This is a genomic window from Emticicia agri, from assembly GCF_004168285.1.
Classification (GTDB): Bacteria; Bacteroidota; Bacteroidia; order Cytophagales; family Spirosomataceae; genus Emticicia; species Emticicia agri.
Map to the genome: position 1 here is coordinate 1 of NZ_SEWF01000040.1, position 21,782 is coordinate 21,782.

Here is a 21,782-nt window from a genome sequence, read left to right on the forward strand (position 1 = left end):
TCTCCCACCAATGGCACATTGGTTTTTGATACAGGTACGCAAAGCTACTGGTACAGGCAAGCGGGCGTATGGGTTGAATTGCCCAAAGGTGGTAATATGGCCAATTACTGGCAATTATCGGGTATGGCAGGTAATGAAATTACGCACACCAACTCCGGTGGTTTCTGGTCTAAAAACCCTGTTGCAGTCCCGTTTACTGCTGATACTATTTCTAACCCACCTACCGTGCCTGTAAACGAAGCAGGTACACGCCTGATGTGGATACCCAACAGGTCGGCTTTCAGGGCGGGTACGGTGTCAAATACTTCTATCTGGTCAGCCAGTAAAATAGGCTTATTCTCTTTTGCATCAGGATTCGACACACAAGCCAACGGCAAATGGTCAACAGCAATGGGAAATGTTACTACAGCCAGTGGCTTAGGATCGGTGGCTTTAGGCTCAGGAAACAACGCTACCAATGAGGCTTCTGTGGCATTGGGGGCACTTAACAACGCTACCGGATACGTATCTACTACTACAGGCTATTTAAATTCCGCAAGCGGTTATGTGTCAACAGCTATGGGGTACAACACCCATGCCAGTAGTGCTTATACAACAGCTATCGGAAACTATACAACTGCCAGTGGTGAAGGTGCGCTGGCTACCGGAGGCTACACTACTGCCAGTGGATCTTATGCTACCGCTATGGGTGCGCATACGTGGGCGTCAGGACAATATGCGACAGCAATGGGATATGTAACTGCGGCGAGTGGTCGCTTATCTACCGCTATGGGTTATGGGGCAAACACAGATTATTATGCAGGTGCTTTTATTATCGGCGACTCTGACCCCAACAATGAGGGAGTAACCTATAGTGGAGCAACAGACCAGTTTGTAGCCCGATACTGGAATGGCTATTACCTGATGACGAGCGGGAATCAAGCTCGCACAGGAGTACAGATAGCACACGGGCAATCTGCTTGGAGTGCCATCAGCGACTCGACCCGTAAAGAAAAAATCGTCTTAGCTGACGGAGAATCATTTCTCTTAAAATTAAGAAATCTACGATTAGGCTCATGGAATTATAAAAATCAGGGAACTAAACCCGAACGCTTTTACGGGCCGATGGCACAGGAAATTTTTACGGCTTTCGGCAAAGACCAATACGGTACCATCGGCAACGATACCACCGTAAGCACCCTCAATATGGACGGCTTGCTGTTTATCTTCTCGCAGGCATTAGAAAAACGCACGCAGGATTTAAAAAATTATGTCCACAATCTTGAAAAATGCACTGAAATACTGGAAGCCGAAAACCGCCAGTTGAAAGACTTTATGCAAAAGATGGAAGCACGTCTGCAACAATTAGAGTCTTCTTCTGCGACAGATACCGAAAAAAAACAAATAGCCGATAAATAGTGTCATAGGATAATGAATTTTTCTTACAAAATTAATTTGTAATAATATTTATTTTTTCAATGAGGGGGTCTGGCTTTTCCCACTCCATGTAGGAGTCATTTTTATTGTATATAGCCATCTTTCAACTAATACTTCCCAGTCTGCAATAGGAAGTTCATTCCAGTTTGGGTTATTAAGTGCTGTCCTGTTTAAACCAAAAGCATGTCCACCTTCGGCATATACATGATACTCAGCATGTACATTCGCTTTTTTTAGTGCTATGTAGTAAACCAAAGAGTTTTGTATAGTGTCAATTGGGTCATTTCCTGCTTGCAAAATAAACATTGGTGGCGTACTGCTATCAACTGGAAGTGTCCTATTTAAGCCATATTCGTTATCAGTATGTACAAGCATGTGTCCCGGGAAAAAAGAAATTCCAAAATTCGGCTTACAACTGATTTTATCAATTTCATCAGTTAATTTATATGCTTTTTTTCTGTAATTGGTACTTACATCAGCAACTAAATGTCCTCCTGCCGAAAATCCCATCACACCAATTTTATTTGAATCGATATCCCATTCTTTGGCTTTTGAACGAACGAAACTCATTGCTCTTTGAGCATCTTGTAAGGCAAGAGGTTTTATTGGATCTTTTCCGCATTTACAATCTTTGTCCCAATGATGCCCTGATGCTGGTACTCTGTATTTAAGTAAAATTCCTGTAACCCCAATTGAAGCTAACCACTCACATATTTCGGAACCTTCAAGCTCAATAGCAACTTTATTATAGCCACCACCTGGAAATACAAGCACAGCCGCTCCCGTATTATTTTTAGGTGGTTTATAAATAGTAATGGTAGGTTTGGAAACATCATACACCATACCATCTTTATATGATTCCGTTCCTTTTATTAGTTCAAAGTCAGGTATAGAAGTGGTCCAGATAGGTTGTTGTTTTTGTTCAAGCCAGGGCTTATGTAATTCCATTTGCTCTTGTTTGTCTTGATCTGAATTTTTGTCCTGATTGCAAGAAGATATAAAGCAAATGACTAACGATGGAAATAGCAGTCCAAAAAATGCTTTACTGATTGAATATTTCATTTTTTGATTCAAAATTTTATTGAGTTCTTAAATTTCTGGAGGCTTCATGAAGCTAACCGCAAACACTATAATAGGCAAAAGTTTTATTGGGCTGCCGCAGCGATCGTGCTTTTTGTATTGCCTGGTACTTTATCTATATTTTGTTATATATTTATGTTGTGGTTTTCTAATTGCTATCTACATCATCGTAGAAATAAAGTTAGAAATTTTATTCGAATTAATTTTTACTACTTAATTTATCAGTTTTAAGACTGATTTTTAGCTTGAAAAAACTGATAAAATCATCAACAGTTATTGTCTTTGTTTGTTGTTATTAAAGCCTATTAAAAGATTTGACTCATTTTTAAACAGTCTCTTAGTGAATTACACAATTTTATATGACTATGAAAAAACTTCACACATTTCTATTATTCCTTATTACACATCTTGTTTTTGCCCAGAGTACCACACTCACACCGGGCACTGTCTTACCGAGTATGACCACCGCCCAACGCACGGCTTTAGCCTCTCCCACCAATGGTACCCTGATTTTTGATACAGGTACTCAGAGTTACTGGTACAGGCAATCAGGAAACTGGGTTGAACTACCCAAAAGCGGTAGCACCACTAATTACTGGCAACAAACAGGTTTAGGAGGCAACGAAATCAAAAACACCAATTCAGGTGGTTTCTGGTCTGCTAACCCTACAGGGCTTACAGTTGGTTCAAATAATTCCTCAAATCCACCTACAGTTCCTGCAGAGGGGGCAGGCACCCGACTCATGTGGATACCCAGCCGTTCAGCTTTCAGAGTGGGTACAGTTAGTGTTGACAATGAAGATAGAGGGTCGGCTGAAAATATCGGTTTATTTACTTTTGCCGCCGGATACGATAATCTGGCGAGCAGCAAATATGCTATAGCTATAGGACTCAGTACGCAAGCTACGGGCACTGCTTCAATTGCTCTTGGCATCAGTTCAACCGCAAGTGGCTATGGCGCTACAGCATCAGGATTGGGTACTGTTGCCAGTGGAGATTTCTCTTTAGTAGCAGGATATTACAATACTGCCAGTGGCGAGCGTTCTACTGCTATGGGTAGCCAGGTAAATACCAATAACCAGAAAGGGACTTTTATCATTGGTGATTCACATCCTAATGCCGATGGTGTTACCTTGTGCGGAGCTCCTGACCAGTTTGTGGCTCGTTTTAATAATGGCTATTACCTGATGACAAGTGGAAATCAAGTTCGCACAGGGGTACAGATAGCACACGGCCAATCTGCCTGGAGCGCCATCAGCGACTCAACCCGTAAAGAAAAAATCGTCTTAGCTGACGGAGAATCATTTCTCTTAAAACTAAGAAATCTACGATTAGGCTCATGGAATTATAAAAATCAGGGAACTAAACCCGAACGCTTTTACGGGCCGATGGCACAGGAAATTTTTACGGCTTTCGGCAAAGATAAATTCGGTACCATCGGCAACGATACCACCGTAAGCACCCTGAATATGGACGGCCTGCTGTTTATCTTCTCACAGGCTTTAGAAAAACGCACGCAGGATTTGCAGGCTGAAAATACACAATTAAAAAATGAGACAAGCGAACTAAGAGCCATAATTCAAAAGTTAGATGCACGGCTGGCAATGTTAGAAACTTATTTACCTGAAAATAGTTCTACAAAACAACTCCTCTCTCAAACTGATAAATAATTAACAATTTTTATTTATGAAACAATTATATACCTTGTTCTTATTACTGGCTACCCAAGTAGCCTTTGCACAAAGTACCACACTCACGCCCGGTACAATCTTACCAACCATGACAACCGCCCAGCGAGTAGCTTTAGCCTCTCCTACCAATGGCACATTGGTTTTCGATACAGGTACGCAAAGTTACTGGTACAGGCAATCGGGTGTCTGGGTTGAATTACCCAAAGGGGGCAGCACCGCCAATTACTGGCAACTGACAGGCTTAGCAGGCAACGAAATCAAAAATACCAATTCTGGTGGTTTCTGGTCTGCCAATCCAACAGTAGTATCCAGTGCCGCTTCCAATACTACCAACCCACCTACAGCACCTGTAGAAGGCGCAGGTACACGCCTGATGTGGATACCCAGCCGCTCGGCTTTCAGAGTAGGCACAATTAGCGAAGGTAATGCTGCCCGATGGTCTGCTGCCAATATTGGTCTGTTTTCTTTTGCAGCAGGTGCCGAAACCCAGGCAAGCAATGTTTATACAACAGCGATAGGAGCCGGTACACAAGCCACAGGCGAACGATCAACAGCTATTGGTATCGGCAATTTAGCCAGTGGATACACCTCTGCTGCTTTCGGATTTGCTACTACGGCCAGCGGGAGTTATGCCACCACTTTCGGGTACAATACCAGAGCAAGTGCCTATGCAGCTACCTCATTTGGTTATGCTACCGGAGCAACAGGCGAGTATTCGTTAGTATCAGGCTATTATTCAGAGTCAACAGGCAATTATTCCTTGGCACATGGCCTCCGTTCTCAAGCCTTTGGGAACGCATCTATTGCCATCGGAAACTATGCGATTGCCATTGGCCATAATTCTACGGCTTTGGGGGTTAACGCCATTACACGCGGAAACTCTTCATTATCCATGGGAGAATATACAGAATCAAGTGGAGATAACTCTGTGGCTATAGGAAGAAATGTGAGTACCAATTATCAAAAAGGGGCATTTATTTTCGGCGACTCTGACCCACTGAATCAGGGTACAACCAGTGTTGGTTTTCCAGACCAGTTTGTAGCCCGTTTTAATAATGGCTATTACCTGATGACCAGTGGAGACGATGCTCCCCGGACAGGAGTTTATATAGCAAACGGGCAATCTGCCTGGAGTGCCATCAGCGACTCGACCCGAAAAGAAAAAATCGTAATGGCCGATGGCGAATCGTTTCTCTTAAAATTAAGAAATCTCAGATTAGGCTCATGGAACTATAAAAATCAGGGAGCTAAGCCCGAACGCTTTTACGGGCCGATGGCACAAGAGATTTTTGCTGCATTCGGCAAAGACCAATACGGTACCATCGGCAACGATACCACCGTAAGCACCCTCAATATGGACGGCCTGCTGTTTATCTTCTCGCAGGCATTGGAAAAACGCACGCAGGATTTGAAGCAGGAGAACGAACAGTTAAAAGAACGTCTGGTTACTGAAACACAGGAATTAAAAGCCATTATTCAGAAAATGGATGCACGGCTGATGAATATGGAGACACTTTTACAAGAGAAAAATCAGCATAGTCAATCAGCAAAAGCCGACAGATAAATCAATGAGGATAATTGCTTAATAAAAATCTCTTGTGTATTATTGTTGTTTGTTTATCTATACTAACACACTAAAAAGCACATGAGACAACTAATTATCCTCACTTTCATTGTAACTGTTTTTCAGAAAGTATCTGCCCAAAGCACGACTTTATCACCCGGATTGCTTCTCCCGCAAATGACAACCACCCAGCGAACTGCGCTGAACAATCCTGCCAACGGAACCCTTGTTTTTGATACCGATACGCAGAGTTACTGGTACAGGCAAACCAATGAATGGCTTGAACTACCCAAAGTTAGTTACTGGCAATTAGCAGGTGCGGCAGGCAACGAAATCAAAAATACCAATGCAGGTGGTTTCTGGTCGGCCAATCCAATTGAAGTACCATCCTTTGCTGATAACACGACCAATCCTCCCACAGCACCTGTAGAGAGTGGAGGCACACGTCTGATGTGGATACCCAGTCGGTCAGCTTTCAGAGTCGGTACGGTCAATAGCGAAAACCCTTATATCTGGAATGCGAATAAGATAGGTTTATTTTCTTTTGTGGCAGGTTATGACAGTGAGGCCAGCGGTAATCACAGTCATGTAATAGGAACTTCTTCCAGTGCCACCGGATTAGGCTCAATAGCCATAGGGTTTAATGCCCAGTCATGGGGTGAAATGTCATTTGCTGCCGGAAGTTCTGTATTGGCCAGTGGTAATTATTCAACTGCCATTGGTTTTTATTCGAGAGCTTACAGTGTTGCCTCTACTGCTTTGGGGAATTTTACTCAATCCAGTGCTTTCTCTTCTACCGCAATGGGTCATTCAACATTGGCAAGTGGCGACTACGCTACCTCAATGGGATTTACTACTATTGCCAGCGGATTGGGAGCAACGGCATCGGGCTATCAGACAACAGCCAGTGGGCAATATGCCCATTCGGGCGGACACTTGACTAATGCCACAGGAATTGCCTCTTTTGCCTTTGGCAATGAAACAACTGCCAGCGGCGATTATTCAACAGCACTCGGAAATAAAGTAAATACCAGCAACCAGAAAGGTGCTTTTATGATTGGCGACTCTGACCCACTCAATACAGGCGTAACAGGTATCGGAACAGAAGACCAGTTAGTAACCCGTTTCAAAAATGGGTATTACCTCATGACCAGCGGCACCAACGTACGCACAGGTGCACAGATGTGGGGCGGGCAATCTGCCTGGAGCGCCATCAGCGACTCAACCCGTAAAGAAAAAATCGTCTTAGCTGACGGAGAATCATTTCTCTTAAAACTAAGAAATCTACGATTAGGCTCATGGAATTATAAAAATCAGGGAGATAAACCCGAACGCTTTTACGGGCCGATGGCACAAGAGATTTTTACCGCTTTCGGCAAAGACCAATACGGTACCATCGGCAACGATACTACGGTAAGTACTCTCAATATGGACGGTTTGCTGTTTATCTTCTCGCAGGCTTTAGAAAAACGTACGCAGGATTTACAGACTGAAAACGCACAGTTGAAAAATCGGCTGCAAGCAGAAAATCAGGAGAGGATACAATCAGAAACCCGACTGCAAGCAGAAAACAACCAGCTGAAAGCCCTTATTCAGAGGCTTGATGCTCGCCTGGAAACCCTTGAATCTAAGGCACAAACATTGCCTCAAACGCCACATGCCCCAGATAAATAACCCTGATGCCTTGAAACGCACGATATAAAAGTGCGCCTACTTCCTGAAATAATAATCAGCCAGTGCATTGGCAATAGCCCGTGGATTGGCTTCGTCTGTATTGGTGAGAATGACAATTGAGAGTCCGTCGTTTACAAAACGTGCATATACCGACCTGAATCCGGTATTAGAACCCCCATGCACAATTACTTTATGGCCTTTGTATTCATCTATCATCCATCCAAAGCCATAATGCTCCTTTGAGTCTGCTCTGTTGGAGGTTTTAATAAACGGTTGCCAGAGTTTTTCCCAGTTGTCTTTGGTAAGAATCATCTTCTCTTCACTGAGTACCTTTTCCCATTTAATCATATCCGAAGAGGTAGAAAGAAATCCACCGCTCGGTCTTATCCCAAACATGGCCGTCGCATTAATCAGCGAATCACGTTTGTGCATATACCCATTGGCCCGGTTCGGAATAATCTGATAAAAATCGGTCAGATAACTATGGGTCATACCTGCGGGAACAAATAATTTTTCATGAATATACTCCTGCCACGGTTGGCCACTTACCTGTGTGATGATTTGAGCCAACATGAAATAGGCTAAATTGCAGTACTGGTATTTTTCTCCGGTTTTAAAAACAAGCGGCAAATGATACGCAGACCTGATAACGTCTATATCGGGTTGGATTTTAAAATTGTCGTAGCCGGGTGCTTCTCTTTGCAAGCCGGAAGAGTGCGACATCAGGTGTTTGACTTGAATAGGTCGCCACGCCTCGGGGGCATCAGGGAAAAACTTGTGTACCGAATCTTCAATACTTAGTTTTCCGTCCTGCATTAAGTGCATAATAGCTGTGGTAAAAAACTGCTTACTCACCGACCCAAGCCTGATAACACTTTCTGAACTGACGGGTACATTTAATTCTACATTGGCCAGTCCATAGCCTTTGTTTACCACAGGCTGCCCGTTTTTTACGATAGCGAGTGAAAGTCCCACAATTTTTTGCTTCTCCATGAGCCGCTTCACAATTATATCCGTACTGTCAACCTGAGCAAAGGCAAGAGCGGGTAAAAAGAAAAGGAATAGCCATTTTTTCATAGTAAATCATTATTTTAAGAGTAGTGTATAAATCTTGTTAAAGATAGCATAAGTTCGATAAGTAAATTACTGAATACAACACACTTGCAGTCCCGTAGGGACTTGATTCCATAGAAATCTTGTTAAAGATAGAAATTATTTAAGTATCTCAAAAAAACTGTTCGGTATAACCGGGTTTTTGGCCTGTGAATGGGTTTATCCGGCCTGTTGAATTTTTTATCGGTGAAATTGGTAAGTAATTCCGTAGAATGTATAAAATGGGTTTGAACGATTGTGCTGAAATTTGCAAAAGAAATGAAGTTTCAGACCTTTATACAAATTAAAACAATTTTCACCATGAAAAAACTATGTTTAATCGCCGTGTCCTCATTAGTGTTATCGGGGCAGGCAATCGGACAAGCAAGTCAACCAAAAAATTCAAATTCCATGAGTACAGCTCCTTCAACCGAATATTATACATTCAATTTAAGCGATAAGGTTATTAGACAACACGTAACCTACAAAAACAGATTCGGCATTCCTGTTTCCGGCGATTTATACTTGCCAAAAAATATTGACCCATCTAAAAAGCATCCGGCGGTTATCATAGGCACACCCTATGGCGGCGTAAAAGAACAGGGTGCAGGAGTTTATGCACAAAATATGGCTGAACGTGGTTTTGTAGCCGTAGCTTTTGATGAATCTTTTAATGGCACAAGTGGAGGCGATGCCAGACGGGTTTCTTCGCCTGATATTTTTGTGGAAGACTTTAGTGCGGGCGTTGATTTTTTAGGAACTCATCCATTGGTTGACAGAGCCAAAATCGGAGCCATTGGTATATGTGGTAGTGGTGGTTTTGCCCTGACCGCAGCGCAGGTTGACCACAGAATAAAAGCAGTAGTTACTACCAGCATGTACGACATGAGCCGTGTAAAACGCAATGGCTGGAAAGACAGCATGACAGAAGCGCAACGAAACAAATCGCTTGACCAGATAGCTGAACAACGCTGGAAAGATGTTGACAAAGGTTCGCAACAATTAACGAATCCTTTCCCCTCGGCACCAGTAGAAAAAGTGCCAGAGGGTTTAGACCCGATTTCAAGTGAGTTTTTTGAATATTATGCCATGAAACGTGGTTTTCATCCCAACTCGATTGGTGCATTTACAGTTACAAGCGATATGTCTTTTTACAACTTTCCGTTGCTGAATTATATCCAGACCATTTCACCACGTCCGGTGCTTTTCATTATAGGCGAAAATGCCCACTCACGTTATTTCAGCGAAGATGCCTATAAACTAGCGGCTGAACCTAAAGAATTGCACATCGTTCCGAAAGCAAGACATATTGATTTATACGACCGTGTAGAGTTAATTCCCTTTGATAAAATGGCTTTATTTTTCAACGAATATCTGAAATCAAATCAGGTTAATTAAAGCTGATTAATCCTTTCCCTAAACTACAAAAAAGTCCCTCACAAAGGGACTTTTTGCTTTAACTACAATTTATTTTTTTAACTAAAGAACAAATTGCCATTCATCATAGGTTAACTGTTTAATTCATCCTGTACTCATGCGGAGTAACGCCTGTTTTCTGTTTGAAAAAACGGGTAAAATGCTGTGGATATTTAAAGCCCAGGTCGTAAGAGATTTCACTCAGTGATTTACTGGTATCAAATATTTTTTCTTTGGCTAAATCCAACAATTTCAGTTGCATATATTCCAGCGCCGTTTTGCCTGTTTCTTTTTTCACCAGGTCGCCGAAGTAATTGGCCGAAAGATGTAATTCGTCAGCAAAATACGCAACAGAGGGTATGCCTTTGATTTTCAGCTTGTCGCTCAATAAATATTCATTCAATAGCTGTTCAAACTGCTCAATAATGCCATGATTCACATGCTCTCTCGTAATAAACTGGCGGTCGTAGAATCGTGAGCAATATTTTAGCAATAACTCAATATTGGCTACAATCAGCATACGGCTGTGCTTGTCAATATTCTGCCTGATTTCTGCTTCGATATTTGCCAGACAGATATTTACCAATTCTCTTTCACGGTCAGAAACGTGCAGCGCTTCATGAGACTGATAACTGAAAAATGAGTATTCGTGAATATGCTTGCCCAGCGAAGTGCCTTTGATTATATCAGGATGGAAAATCAGTGCAATGCCATAAGGCTGATGTAATTCACCCTCAGGCTCGTTGGTAATTACCTGCCCGGGGCCAAAAAAGACGATGGTTCCTTTATCGTAATCATAGTACTGATTGCCATATCGCAAATCGCCACATTTACTGTCTTTAATAATAATGGCATAAAACCCAACCGTGAACTTACTTCTTGCAAAGGGTTTCGACCTACCTAAGTCAAGCACGCTGATAAGCGGATGCAGAGTCTGGTTGTTAAAGGTCTCATTGTATTTTTTAATTGTATCCAATACCAGCATTTTCTTCCTTTTCAATGATTTACTATTCAAAAATAAATGGATTATTCTGAATCTGAATCCCGGCAGGTGAAATTGGTAAGTAATTCTGTAAAATGTATAAGAAGTCATTGATTGAGTTGCAATAATTTTGCAAGTAGAACTAACTATATTATTTAAATTACAGAAAATGAAGTTTTTCAAAATCATTACTACCCTACTGTTTTTTATTTTTTCTACTCAAAACGGTCATTCTCAGCAGGTTGATAGTACCAAAACAGTAGCAAATTTTTCAGGCACAATAGGGCTGACCAATAATGGATTCTCAATTATTCCTACGTTTTCGTTGAACAATCCTGCGGCTATTGTCCTTTTATCATGGCAAAAAAAAAGATGGAGTTTCGACCCTGACATTCGTCTTGTACCTGATGCCAGCAAAGGTAGTATGTTGTTCTGGTTACGGTATCGCATCATTGAGCAACAGAAATTCAGTTTAAGAGTAGGTGTTCATCCCGCTTTTAATTTTGTAAGAAGAAAGGTAGCTGATAATGGAAAAACTGTTGAGATTACCGAACTTCTGAGATTTGTGGCCGGAGAAGTAGCACCAAACTACCAGATTTCGCCTAACTGGAGTGTAGGAGCCGTTTATTTTTACGGAAAAGCCCTGCAAAAACATGGCCCTCAGCGCACGCACGTTTTGTTTCTTAATACTTCTGTATCAAATATAAAAATAAGCAACCATTTCAGATTTCAACTCGTACCAATGGTTTATTTCCTGTATCCCGATTCTTTTAAAGGCACTTATTTGTCTGTTACAGGAATATTATCCAGAAAAAACTTTCCATTTACCTTACAATCAACTATCAATCAGACTTTCAATTCAGACATACCTGATAACAAGCATTTTATGTGGAATGTGATGGTAGCATACAATTTCAGTAAGAATTATAAACGTATTTAACCTGTAAAAAAATGAACCGTTCTTTACCATTAGCTATATTACTTGCTTTTTTCATTGGAATGATTGCCTGTAAACCCGATAACAGCTTAACACCTGAAAACACGCATAGCGAAAAACTCCTAAATATGGATTCAACAGCTATTAACAAAAATCGGTTAAAGATTAAAATAGGGTCAAGCACCTTCACGGCAACACTGCTCGATAACCCAACGGTAACTACATTTAAAGCCAAATTACCTCTGACTATCGAAATGAGCGATTTCAACGATAACGAAAAACTCTATCGTTTTTCAGGCAACCTGCCTACCAATAATATAAACCCTGAAAAGATTAATACAGGTGATTTAATGCTTTATAGCGGGAATACGCTCGTACTTTTCTATAAATCGTTCCCGACCATTTATAGCTATACCCGACTGGGAAAAATTGACGATACCAACGGATTAGCGACAGCATTGGGCTCGGGCAATATAAAGGTTACCTTTACATTAGAATAAACAAATGGAAGAAGAACGAATAAGAACCGATATTTTTGAGCGTATGAAAGCAGGTGAGCCTATCTGTAAAGACGACCCCGGCTACCATGCCTTTATGGAAGTAGTGGATAAAACCATTCAGCAATGCGTGGAGATGAATACAACCGCTACAACAGTAGAACAGGTACGTGAACAACTGGGCAAGATTACAGGCAAGACAATTGATGAATCAACAGCCATTTTCCCACCGTTCTACACCAATTTTGGTCGTAATATCAGCCTGGGCAAAAATGTATTCATTAACCACGCCTGTTCGTTTCTGGATATGGGCGGTATTACCATTGAAGACGATGTAATGCTTGGCCCGAGAGTTAATCTTACTTCTGAAAATCACCCCCTGAACCCTGCTGATAGAACTACCGTGCTTCCGGCACCGATTCATATCAAACAAAATGCCTGGATTGGCGCAGGTGCGACCATTCTGCCCGGTGTAACAGTCGGAGAAAATGCGGTTGTAGCTGCTGGAGCCTTAGTCAATCGCAATGTACCTGCTAATACAGTTGTAGCAGGCGTTCCGGCAAAGGTGATTAAGCAGCTTTAAGTTACCCTAATATTCACTCATGATTCTGAAATTAAATGCACTTATGAAAACTAAATTTTTCTCATTACTCGCATTAGCTTCTTTGCCTTGCTTGCTTATGAATTGCCAGCAGGCAACACAAACCGCCGATATAAGTCAGGGTATTTTTCCACAGGGAACATTAGGGCCGAGCGAAAATTTCACCGGAAAGGCCTGGAATCTGGGGTTGGTTGCCAATGATACAACCTATCAGACTTTAGTTGGAAATGTCTATTTTGAGCCGGGTGCCAGAAGCAACTGGCATACCCATCCATCGGGTCAGATTCTGATAATTACCGATGGTGTAGGGTATCATCAGCTAAAAGGACAAGCCCGTCAAACCATCAGAAAAGGCGATGTAGTTAAATGTCCGCCCAATACATTACATTGGCATGGAGCAAGTCAGGACAGTGGCATGCAGCAAATGTACATCATTCCTAAAACAGAAAAAGGCATTGTACAATGGTTACAACCTGTTACTGATAAAGAATACAATGGAGGTAAATAATAAAATCCGGGTTGAAATAATTCCTGAAAATCTGTTTGAAGAAACTGATTACGCCCCATTATGCCAACTTAAGGATATAGCATTCATGTAAATACTGTATCACCCATAATCAGGAATCTCAATATCCTCCTCTTTATTTTTGCCTTTAGATGAAAACAGCCCGGCTAATTTCTGAACTGGTTTGCTGGCAACAATACCGGCAAAGGTATTGAGTACCGCCACACCAAATCGTGTCTTTGGATACACCATCCAGGGTACACCCGGCGGTAGGTTCTGCACTTTTTCTACATACGGGCGCATACGCTCCTCGTAAGCCTTGAAAGCATCCTGATGGTTTTCATGTTTTGCCAATTCGCCTGCTAACAGATAAGCCCCTACTATGGCAAGGGTAGTTCCTTTACCGGATAGAGGTGTGGGACAGTAAGCAGCATCGCCAATCATCGCCAACCTGCCAACCGACCATCGGGGGGCTTTTATCTGGCCAATTCTGTCTAAATACACATCATCTGCCTCATCAAGCGCCTTGCTTATGCGTTCGGCTTCCCACCCTGCTCCTTTTAGTCTGGTTTTCAGAAGTTTTTTCTGCTCATCGGCCGACAGCTTTTCATAGCCTTTATCATCTTCCAAAAAGGCAACCGAAGCCCGCATGGTTCCATGATTGTCAGGCCGCAGCATTAACACCCGGCTGTCAACGGCGGTGTACCACCGCCACCAGTTAGTGTCCGTTTTCTCCCGGGGAATAGTCATGTAGGAGATATATAACCCTAAAAACTTAAACTCAGGCTCGTCGCCAAATATCAGTTGACGAGTGGTTGAATAGACCCCATCAGCCGCAATAACATACTCAAAAGTGTCTTTTTTGCCACTCGCAAAGGTTACATTCACCTGATTTTCATCTTGCGTCAGGGTTTTAATCGAATCATCGAACTGATAGGTTACGTCCTTCTTTGTGCTTTCATAAAGAATCGTAACCAGGTCTCCCCTGATGATCTCTAATTCCCTCGTTCCGGTGAGAGCAGCTTTTTTAGGAAAAGAGGCAGCGGCTTCGCCATTCTGCCCAATCAGTTGCAAACCTATCTCACCCGTATTCCCGTCGAGTATAGCGGTTTTTATACCCATTTTTTTAACTACTTTTTCTGCAGGGCCACTAATATCAATATTTTGCCCACCCAGACGCAGCGCAGGCGCACGTTCAACAACAGTAACTTTAAAACCATATTTAGCCAACCAGAAAGCTAAAGTAGGGCCGGCAATACTGGCACCGGAGATAAGCACTTTTTTTGATTTTGACATTTCTTGATAAGAAAATAATAAACTTGAACAGGGTAAATAATCAGACAATTAACAGGCACAAATACCTGAGGCAAGCGTTTGAGTCAGGTTTATAAAAAAACCATAACCTATACAAGATTATGGTTTTACCCTGAACACTCTTATACAATAAACTATTTTTCTGTTTTTTTCAAGGCGTCTTTGGTGTCTTTATACACTTCATCGTATTCTTTCCTATCGTCGCCTTCCATCGTAGAGCCTATCGCTCCGCCTATCAATAGTCCAAGCGGCCCTGCTACAATGGTACCCACTACCGCCCCTATCACGGCATTCTCGGTATTATTCGCCTCTGGTGGATTGGGGGTATCATTAATGGCGTCTTGCACTGCCTTTTTGGTATTGGCATTTACCTCTTCATTGTGTTTCTCTACCTGTTCTTTAATAAACTTCTCTTTCGTTGTCTTATTCATAGTCTTAAAATTTTGTGTGGTATATTGTTTATATATAACCCATAAGACCAATAATTTGTTTTGAAAAGATAAACAAGCTCCACGAAACTCCGTGGCACGGCTATCCTCGTCCAAAAAAAGGCCGTGTCACGGGTACTTGAGGATTAAATGAAGGTTCGGCGACTCTCAAGGCTGAGGCCAGTTCAACCCGTGGCACGGCTATCCTCGTCCGAGAATGGCCGCGGTCGTCGCATGATGTCACAGATAATATGGGGATTAAATTTATACCTTGGCACAATTACATACATCTGTAAAGGTCATATAACAGATATTCTGCAATTGCATATCCCATTTTCTCCCTATCTTGCAAACTTTTATCACTAACCTATGGGCGGCAGGCGTTTTTATCTGATTATTATTCTGGGTTTATTATCGGCTATCGGGGCTTTTTCAATTGATACCTACATTTCAGGATTCCCCAGCATCGCTGCCGATTTTCATGTAAGCATTGATACGGTTTCTTATTCCATTTCCAGTTTTTTTCTCGGTATCTGTATCGGCCAGATGATTTGCGGCCCGCTTTTGGACCGTTTTGGTAGGCGTATCCCCCTGCTTATCGGCTTGTTTCTCTATACACTGGCATCCATAGGTTGTGCCTTATCTACCTCTATCGAAATGCTCATTGTGGTGCGTTTTTTCCAGGCTTTGGGCGGTTGTGTGGGCATTGTAGCACCCAGAGCCATCGTAAGAGACCTATTTCCGCTTCATGAAATTGCCAAAATCTTTTCCTTATTGGTACTCGTTTTAGGCGTTTCGCCCATCATTGCCCCTACTATCGGCAGTTACCTCATTATTGGTTTCGGCTGGCAGTCGGTTTTCTGGTTACAGGTCATTATCGGTATTGCATTACTGCTGACCGTTTTCTTTTTCCTGCCAGAAAGTCGTCCGGGTGATGCTTCTATGTCATTACACCCCAAAGTAGTAAGTGCTAATTTTTTCAGGATTTTTACCAACGGGCAATTCATTACTTACGCCCTGTGTGGGGCGGTGGTATCGTCGGGCATTTATGCCTATTTAGCAGGGTCGGCAGTGGTTTTTATGAAAATATATAGCGTGAATGAACAAGAATACGGGTATATTTTTGGTCTGACTGCCGCCGCCTTGATTGGCAGTAGTCAGTTAAATACATTGGTTCTTCGGAAACAAAGCAGCATGACCATCATAAGAGTAGTGCTGGTGATACAAACTGTTTTCGGGATTTTCTTATTTGGTTTGAGTGCTTTGGGCTGGCATACTTTATACAGCATGATAGGTTGTATTCTGCTATTTGTAGGCTGTCAGGGATTTGTTCACCCCAATACCTCTGCCCTGTCGCTGGCACCATTCAGCAAAGATGCCGGGAGTGCCTCGGCATTGATGGGCGCTATCCAGATGAGTTTCGGGGCTTTTGCTACGGCATTAATCGGCAGTCTGGGCAATGGTACCAGTATTCCGCTTACGGCCATTATGGCGTCTTGTCCGGTTATTGCCCTGTTGATTTTTGGTGTAAGGCGGCTAATCGTGAGGGGGAATGAGTAACTGATTAAGGCTGCATCTTCAGAATAAATTCAGAATTGTTCTGCTACATTTGCCTACATGAAGATACTGATTATTGAAGACGAAAAAGAACTGGCACAAAATATGGCCGACTACCTGTCAGCCGAAAACTACCTTTGCGAATTTGCGGCTACTTATGCACAGGCCATCGAAAAAATCAATCTCTATCAATACGACTGCATTCTGCTCGATTTAATGTTGCCCGGTGGCAATGGCTTGCAGGTGTTGCAGCTACTTAAAGAAAAAAACAGGCAGGAGGGCGTAATTATTATTTCGGCAAAAAATGCCCTTGATGATAAAGTGAGTGGACTAAAATCAGGGGCAGACGATTACCTTGCCAAGCCCTTTCACCTACCCGAGTTATCGGCCCGCATCTATTCCCTTATTCGCCGTAAACAGTTCAATAGTACCAATAGTATTGAGCAGAACGAATTGCAGATTGATATACTCGCCAAAACCGTGAAAGTAAAAGATGAGACAGTAAACCTTACCCGGAAAGAATTTGAGTTGTTATTGTTTTTTATAGGCAATAAAAACCGGGTAGTTTCTAAAAGTGCGCTGGCAGAATATCTTTCAGGCGATATTGCTGATATGCTCGACAACCATGATTTTATTTATGCGCATATCAAAAACCTGAAAAAGAAACTGAGCGATGCCGGATGCGGCAACTATCTGAAAACCCTTTACGGCACCGGATACAAATGGGAAATATGAACAAGCTTCTGAACAAGCCACTGAAGGCTTTTACGATGTATGCGTTGCTCATTTTGGCGTTGAGCATTCCGGTATATTATTGGGTCATTGACAGCATCTGGCTGAACGAAATTGATGTGCATAACCAAACCATTGAAGGGCGTATCAAAGACGGGTTTAAGAATATTCCGCTGACAGAAAACGAAATTACACACGTCATCAATGTCTGGAGTCAGATTCAGCCGGGGGTAAAAATCAGTGCAGTGTCGGTCAGTAACATACGGAAAGACAGTGTATATGAGACCATCAGACCTAATACCTATGCCAATGAAACCTACGAGCGTTTCAGAGGTCGCTCGACCTATTTTTATATCCACAACAAACCCTACCATCTGTCTGTAGAAACCAATGTAGAAGAAACCCACGAAACTGTGATTGCCATTGCAACGGTTACGGCGGTTTTCTTTGTGCTACTCTTGCTGGGGTTTGTGTTGTTGAACAGAAAAATAGCCCAACAAATCTGGCAACCCTTCCGCAATACCTTGAATCAACTCAAAATCTTTGACCTAAACAGTCAGAAACCCATTAAATTGGATCCGACAACTATTGAAGAATTTGAAGAGCTGAATGAGGTGCTCCGAAAACTGATAGCCAATAATATTGATGTGTACAATCAGCAAAAACAGTTTACTGAAAATGCTTCACACGAATTACAAACGCCTTTGGCCTTACTGAAATCGAAAATAGATTTGTTGCTGCAAGACAAAACCCTCAGCAAAACCCAGCTTGAATCAATCACGGCACTTAATATTCCTTTATCAAGGGTTTCACGTATCAATAAAAACCTGTTGCTATTAGCAAAAATTGAGAATCATCAGTACCCCAACGAAGAAACCATTGACCTGAACCAGATATTGAACGAAAACATAGATATTCTGTCAGATTATGCCAGCACCGGAGAAATCAGCATCGACAACGGGATTAAAGAACCGGTTATGGTTAAAGCCAACAGGCATCTGATAGAAATTATGCTCACCAATCTGCTGGTGAATGGTATCAGGCACAACCTTAGAAATGGCATATTAGCGATTGACTACCAAGCCTCTACACTTATGTTCTCTAATTCAGGCACGAGTCCGCTTAATGAAGATACGCTTTTCAAGCGTTTTGTTTCGGCTTCTACACAATCGCCCAACAGTGGCTTAGGTTTAGCTATCGTGAAAGAAATCTGTCATTTATACGGATGGAAAGTAAGCTATCGTTTTGAAAAAAATTTTCATCATTTTTCTGTTTCTTTCTCCTGATTCAGAATTTCTTCAGAATGCCGTATTTCCTTTGTTGCATAAATTCAACACACAGGATAAATAACATGAGTTCGGTAAGACAAATTCTGTCAGGAATGATAAAAGTCTTACTTCATTTTCAAGCTCATGTTTTTTATTGAACTCATATTGTATATATGAAACAGCTCATTTTAATAATATTTCTATTGCCCCTTTACAGCTTTGCTCAAACTTCCGGTATTAGTGTTTCGGGAAACGTAAGGGAACAGGGTAGTAAAACTGCCCTGCCCTACGTTAATGTAGTGCTGAAAAGCGAAAAAGACAGCAGTTTTACAGGTGGCACCGTAACGAACGAAGAAGGTCGGTTTACACTGAGTAATATCAAGCCCGGTAACTATGTATTAACCTTTTCTTTTACAGGCTATACTACCCAGACCCAGCCGCTTTTTGTTGGTACGCTGAGTTCATTCCTTGAAGTCGGTAACATTGAATTAGCCGAAAAAGCTGAACTGCTGAACGAGGTAACCGTAGTTGCCCGACAGGATGAAGTGGGTGGTAAAATGGATAAAAAAACCTTTACTGTGGCCGATAATATCAGCCAGAGTGGCGGTTCGGTATTACAAGCCATGCAGAACCTGCCGGGTGTAACCATTCAGGACGGGAAAGTTCAACTGCGGGGCAGCGATAAAATAACTGTACTGATTGATGGCAAACAAACTGCCCTGACGGGCTTTGGAAGCCAGACAAGTCTGGATAATATTCCGGCTTCAGCTATCGAAAAAATCGAAATCATCAACAATCCCTCTGCCCGATACGATGCTAACGGCAATGCAGGCATCATCAATATCATTTATAAAACCAATAAGCAGGAAGGCTTTAATGGCAAAGTGGGGTTAGCAAGCGGTTTAGGGGCATTATGGATAAAACATCATAACCTCCCGACCATCCGGCCGCAGTATCAGGCAACCCCTAAAATTAATCCATCTTTATCTCTCAATTACCGCCGAAATAAGATAAATGCCTTTTTTCAGGGAGATTATCTCTATACCAGAACCCTGAATAAAAACGAGTTTGTTGACCGATTTTATGACAATGGCGATGTAGTAAGGCAACAAACCAAACGTAACCGCCGCACAAGCCTGCCGACTGCCAAAGCAGGTATCGACTGGCATTTTAATAGCAACAATATGCTCACTGTCTCAGGCTTTTTCAGCAGTGAAAAAATACTGGATGATGGCGATGAACCCTTCTTTAATACAGACCTTACCGAAAGACGACGTTTGTGGCAGTTTTTAGAAGACGAACTGAAAACAACAGTAATGGCATCATCGGCCTATCAGCATAAGTTTAAAGAGGCAGGTCATTTGCTTAATATAGGCTTTAATTATACTTTCCATCGGGAAGACGAAAAATACTTCTTTACCAATACCATGCCTACCTACACTGGTTTTGATGCTTTCAAGCTGATTTCAGACGAACACGTAGGCGACCTGAACATAGACTATATCCGTCCGCTCCGCTATGGTCGTTTTGAAACCGGATTGAAATTCAGACAACGGGTGATTCCTACGAATATGCTTTTTATTCCGGGGTTGAACTCACCGCTTGATGTAAATGCCGGAGGCGAAGCTACCTATAAAGAAACCATTCCGGCGCTCTACGGTACGTATGTATTCGAAAATCCGAAATATGAAGTAGAAGCCGGATTGCGGTTGGAATACGTAGGTGTGCGCTATGAAGTAAACCCGAACCATAATACCTACAAAAGCGACGGATACAATTATACGCAGCCATTTCCGAACATACGTTTAGCCTATAAGGTTAACAACAAAAATAAACTCTCTTTCTTCTACAATCGTCGGGTTGACCGACCGAATGAAGTAGACATCCGTATTTTTCCGAAATATGATGATGCCGAAATCATAAAAATCGGAAACCCTGCCCTGAGCCCGCAATTCACCAATTCGTTAGAATTAGGGTATAAAACAGGTTGGGCAAAAGGGTATTTATATTCAGCGGTGTATCATCGCATGGCCAACGGAACCATTACCCGCATTGCCAGCACTGTACCGGGTAGCAACCTGATTTATGCCATTTTCCAGAATGCCAAACGTAGTTATAATTCGGGTATAGAATTATTACTTTCGCAAGAAATCAGCCGGGCATTTACGCTTAATCTGAACACCAATATCTATCAGAACAGGATTGACGCCTTTACCGTTGAAAACAAATATCCGGTACCTCATAGCTTTTCGGCAGACGAACAACAGCTCATCTCAGGCAATGTAAAACTGAGTGGAACTATACGCCTGCTTCGCAATGTAGATGCGCAATTGGTAGCAGTATATCTGGCACCCGACATTATTCCGCAGGGGAAAATGGGGGCACGATTTTCGGTAGATGCCGGAATAAAAAAGACCTTTAGTAAAGGAGAAATCTTCCTGAATGCAACCGATTTACTGAATACGCTGGTGATTCAGAAAGAGGTATTTGGCGAGGGCTTCAGATACATGAGTAAAGATTATTATGAAACACAGGTAATCCGGGTCGGGTACAATTATAAATTCTGATGCCATCGGGCAGGTCTAATTATGGCCGGGACAGTGGTGCTGGTGTATTAGTGAGTACCAACCCTACTTCCCAATCACCTGTTTGCGGTGCTTTAGACCCCAGAAATGGAGTTCGTCTATGACTTTTTCTAAAGACAGCCCATGTTCGGTGATAGAATACTCAACCGTAGGCGGAAAAGTATCAAATACCTCCCGTTTAATTAATTCATTGGCTTCGAGGTTTTTCAACTCCTTTGAAAGCGTTTTATCGGTTATACCACCCACTTCTTTGCTTATCTGTTTAAACCGCTTGGGGCTTGCCGATAAGGCAAATAATATCAGTAATTTCCATTTGCCTTCAACCGCTTCAAGCGCATCTTTGATAGAAAGCATACTTTTAGGACAACCCCCTTTTGCTAACATTGTTACTGCTTTTTAGTGATACTATCTTTCAGGATAGCACTATCCGAAAGGATAGTACT

19 protein-coding genes are annotated in these 21,782 nt (G+C 42.2%); 13 read left to right on the forward strand and 6 right to left on the reverse strand.

The genetic code is table 11. The features are described from left to right. Nucleotides 1-1,398, forward strand: a 1,398-nt coding sequence (locus tag EWM59_RS20950; protein WP_130023210.1) for a tail fiber domain-containing protein, incomplete at its 5' end; no start/stop codon positions are given. 48 nt (nt 1,399-1,446) lie between these two features. Here EWM59_RS20950 and EWM59_RS20955 read toward each other — a convergent pair. Further along, nucleotides 1,447-2,490 (reverse strand): alpha/beta hydrolase, encoded by a 1,044-nt coding sequence (locus EWM59_RS20955; RefSeq protein WP_130023211.1) that lies wholly within the window; start codon nt 2,488-2,490, stop codon nt 1,447-1,449. Nucleotides 2,491-2,861: 371 nt separating this feature from the next. Between EWM59_RS20955 and EWM59_RS20960 the strand changes: the two genes are divergently transcribed. From EWM59_RS20960 to EWM59_RS20970, 3 genes are all read left to right on the forward strand, one after another. Beyond that, nucleotides 2,862-4,166, forward strand: coding sequence for a phage tail-like protein (locus tag EWM59_RS20960; RefSeq protein ID WP_165372251.1), 1,305 nt, complete (start codon nt 2,862-2,864; stop codon nt 4,164-4,166). Between the two features lie 16 nt (nt 4,167-4,182). Beyond that, nucleotides 4,183-5,751 (forward strand): phage tail-like protein, encoded by a 1,569-nt coding sequence (locus EWM59_RS20965; RefSeq protein ID WP_130023213.1) that lies wholly within the window; start codon nt 4,183-4,185, stop codon nt 5,749-5,751. 81 nt (nt 5,752-5,832) lie between these two features. Beyond that, on the forward strand, nt 5,833-7,425 hold the full coding sequence (locus tag EWM59_RS20970) for a phage tail-like protein (RefSeq protein ID WP_130023214.1): 1,593 nt from the start codon (nt 5,833-5,835) through the stop codon (nt 7,423-7,425). A 36-nt stretch (nt 7,426-7,461) separates the two neighbouring features. Here the strand turns inward: EWM59_RS20970 and EWM59_RS20975 are convergent, their stop codons facing one another. After that, on the reverse strand, nt 7,462-8,502 hold the full coding sequence (locus EWM59_RS20975) for a serine hydrolase domain-containing protein (protein ID WP_130023215.1): 1,041 nt from the start codon (nt 8,500-8,502) through the stop codon (nt 7,462-7,464). Between the two features lie 336 nt (nt 8,503-8,838). Here EWM59_RS20975 and EWM59_RS20980 point away from each other — a divergent pair, with 336 nt between their 5' ends. After that, complete coding sequence (locus EWM59_RS20980) at nt 8,839-9,915, forward strand: alpha/beta hydrolase (protein WP_130023216.1); 1,077 nt, start codon at nt 8,839-8,841, stop codon at nt 9,913-9,915. Nucleotides 9,916-10,033: 118 nt separating this feature from the next. Here EWM59_RS20980 and EWM59_RS20985 read toward each other — a convergent pair whose 3' ends face one another. Next, entirely contained in the window at nt 10,034-10,918 is an 885-nt protein-coding gene (locus EWM59_RS20985; RefSeq protein ID WP_130023261.1) for a helix-turn-helix domain-containing protein, read from the reverse strand. Between the two features lie 166 nt (nt 10,919-11,084). On the opposite strand from EWM59_RS20985, the gene EWM59_RS20990 reads away from it, so the two are divergent. The 4 genes from EWM59_RS20990 to EWM59_RS21005 are packed head-to-tail and all read left to right on the forward strand — an operon-like array spanning nt 11,085 to nt 13,458. Continuing rightward, on the forward strand, nt 11,085-11,855 hold the full coding sequence (locus tag EWM59_RS20990) for a hypothetical protein (protein ID WP_130023217.1): 771 nt from the start codon (nt 11,085-11,087) through the stop codon (nt 11,853-11,855). Between the two features lie 11 nt (nt 11,856-11,866). Continuing rightward, nucleotides 11,867-12,352, forward strand: coding sequence for a cyclophilin-like fold protein (locus EWM59_RS20995; RefSeq protein WP_130023218.1), 486 nt, complete (start codon nt 11,867-11,869; stop codon nt 12,350-12,352). Between the two features lie 4 nt (nt 12,353-12,356). Further along, nucleotides 12,357-12,932, forward strand: coding sequence for a sugar O-acetyltransferase (locus EWM59_RS21000; RefSeq protein WP_130023219.1), 576 nt, complete (start codon nt 12,357-12,359; stop codon nt 12,930-12,932). A gap of 43 nt (nt 12,933-12,975) precedes the next feature. After that, nucleotides 12,976-13,458: a cupin domain-containing protein gene (locus EWM59_RS21005; RefSeq protein WP_130023220.1), complete on the forward strand. Its 483-nt coding sequence runs from the start codon at nt 12,976-12,978 to the stop codon at nt 13,456-13,458. Nucleotides 13,459-13,557: 99 nt separating this feature from the next. Here the strand turns inward: EWM59_RS21005 and EWM59_RS21010 are convergent, their stop codons facing one another. Both EWM59_RS21010 and EWM59_RS21015 read right to left on the reverse strand, forming a co-directional pair. After that, nucleotides 13,558-14,751 carry an FAD-dependent monooxygenase gene (locus EWM59_RS21010; RefSeq protein ID WP_130023221.1) on the reverse strand — a complete coding sequence of 398 codons (1,194 nt, stop codon included), beginning with the start codon at nt 14,749-14,751 and terminating at the stop codon, nt 13,558-13,560. Nucleotides 14,752-14,903: 152 nt separating this feature from the next. Further along, nucleotides 14,904-15,200: a DUF456 domain-containing protein gene (locus EWM59_RS21015; protein WP_130023222.1), complete on the reverse strand. Its 297-nt coding sequence runs from the start codon at nt 15,198-15,200 to the stop codon at nt 14,904-14,906. A 366-nt stretch (nt 15,201-15,566) separates the two neighbouring features. Between EWM59_RS21015 and EWM59_RS21020 the strand changes: the two genes are divergently transcribed. From EWM59_RS21020 to EWM59_RS21035, 4 genes are all read left to right on the forward strand, one after another. After that, a complete protein-coding gene (locus EWM59_RS21020; RefSeq protein WP_130023223.1) occupies nt 15,567-16,757 on the forward strand; it encodes a multidrug effflux MFS transporter in 1,191 nt (396 codons plus the stop codon). Between the two features lie 57 nt (nt 16,758-16,814). Continuing rightward, a complete protein-coding gene (locus tag EWM59_RS21025) occupies nt 16,815-17,489 on the forward strand; it encodes a response regulator transcription factor (RefSeq protein WP_130023224.1) in 675 nt (224 codons plus the stop codon). Continuing rightward, complete coding sequence (locus EWM59_RS21030; protein WP_165372252.1) at nt 17,486-18,772, forward strand: sensor histidine kinase; 1,287 nt, start codon at nt 17,486-17,488, stop codon at nt 18,770-18,772. The genes EWM59_RS21025 and EWM59_RS21030 overlap by 4 nt, the downstream gene beginning before the upstream one ends. 155 nt (nt 18,773-18,927) lie before the next feature. Continuing rightward, on the forward strand, nt 18,928-21,321 hold the full coding sequence (locus EWM59_RS21035; protein WP_130023226.1) for a TonB-dependent receptor: 2,394 nt from the start codon (nt 18,928-18,930) through the stop codon (nt 21,319-21,321). Nucleotides 21,322-21,384: 63 nt separating this feature from the next. On the opposite strand, the gene EWM59_RS21040 is transcribed toward EWM59_RS21035, so the two are convergent. After that, nucleotides 21,385-21,723, reverse strand: coding sequence for a winged helix-turn-helix transcriptional regulator (locus EWM59_RS21040; protein WP_130023227.1), 339 nt, complete (start codon nt 21,721-21,723; stop codon nt 21,385-21,387). Between the last annotated feature and the right edge of the window lie 59 nt (nt 21,724-21,782).

What these genes read in the sequence shown, in the direction of transcription:
- EWM59_RS20960 (WP_165372251.1), top strand. Translation starts at nt 2,862, where the DNA reads ATGAAAAAACTTCACACATTTCTATTATTCCTTATTACACATCTTGTT.
- EWM59_RS20965 (WP_130023213.1), top strand. Translation starts at nt 4,183, where the DNA reads ATGAAACAATTATATACCTTGTTCTTATTACTGGCTACCCAAGTAGCC.
- EWM59_RS20970 (WP_130023214.1), top strand. Translation starts at nt 5,833, where the DNA reads ATGAGACAACTAATTATCCTCACTTTCATTGTAACTGTTTTTCAGAAA.
- EWM59_RS20975 (WP_130023215.1), bottom strand. Translation starts at nt 8,502, where the DNA reads ATGAAAAAATGGCTATTCCTTTTCTTTTTACCCGCTCTTGCCTTTGCT.
- EWM59_RS20980 (WP_130023216.1), top strand. Translation starts at nt 8,839, where the DNA reads ATGAAAAAACTATGTTTAATCGCCGTGTCCTCATTAGTGTTATCGGGG.
- EWM59_RS20985 (WP_130023261.1), bottom strand. Translation starts at nt 10,918, where the DNA reads ATGCTGGTATTGGATACAATTAAAAAATACAATGAGACCTTTAACAAC.
- EWM59_RS20990 (WP_130023217.1), top strand. Translation starts at nt 11,085, where the DNA reads ATGAAGTTTTTCAAAATCATTACTACCCTACTGTTTTTTATTTTTTCT.
- EWM59_RS20995 (WP_130023218.1), top strand. Translation starts at nt 11,867, where the DNA reads ATGAACCGTTCTTTACCATTAGCTATATTACTTGCTTTTTTCATTGGA.
- EWM59_RS21000 (WP_130023219.1), top strand. Translation starts at nt 12,357, where the DNA reads ATGGAAGAAGAACGAATAAGAACCGATATTTTTGAGCGTATGAAAGCA.
- EWM59_RS21005 (WP_130023220.1), top strand. Translation starts at nt 12,976, where the DNA reads ATGAAAACTAAATTTTTCTCATTACTCGCATTAGCTTCTTTGCCTTGC.
- EWM59_RS21010 (WP_130023221.1), bottom strand. Translation starts at nt 14,751, where the DNA reads ATGTCAAAATCAAAAAAAGTGCTTATCTCCGGTGCCAGTATTGCCGGC.
- EWM59_RS21015 (WP_130023222.1), bottom strand. Translation starts at nt 15,200, where the DNA reads ATGAATAAGACAACGAAAGAGAAGTTTATTAAAGAACAGGTAGAGAAA.
- EWM59_RS21020 (WP_130023223.1), top strand. Translation starts at nt 15,567, where the DNA reads ATGGGCGGCAGGCGTTTTTATCTGATTATTATTCTGGGTTTATTATCG.
- EWM59_RS21025 (WP_130023224.1), top strand. Translation starts at nt 16,815, where the DNA reads ATGAAGATACTGATTATTGAAGACGAAAAAGAACTGGCACAAAATATG.
- EWM59_RS21030 (WP_165372252.1), top strand. Translation starts at nt 17,486, where the DNA reads ATGAACAAGCTTCTGAACAAGCCACTGAAGGCTTTTACGATGTATGCG.
- EWM59_RS21035 (WP_130023226.1), top strand. Translation starts at nt 18,928, where the DNA reads ATGAAACAGCTCATTTTAATAATATTTCTATTGCCCCTTTACAGCTTT.
- EWM59_RS21040 (WP_130023227.1), bottom strand. Translation starts at nt 21,723, where the DNA reads ATGTTAGCAAAAGGGGGTTGTCCTAAAAGTATGCTTTCTATCAAAGAT.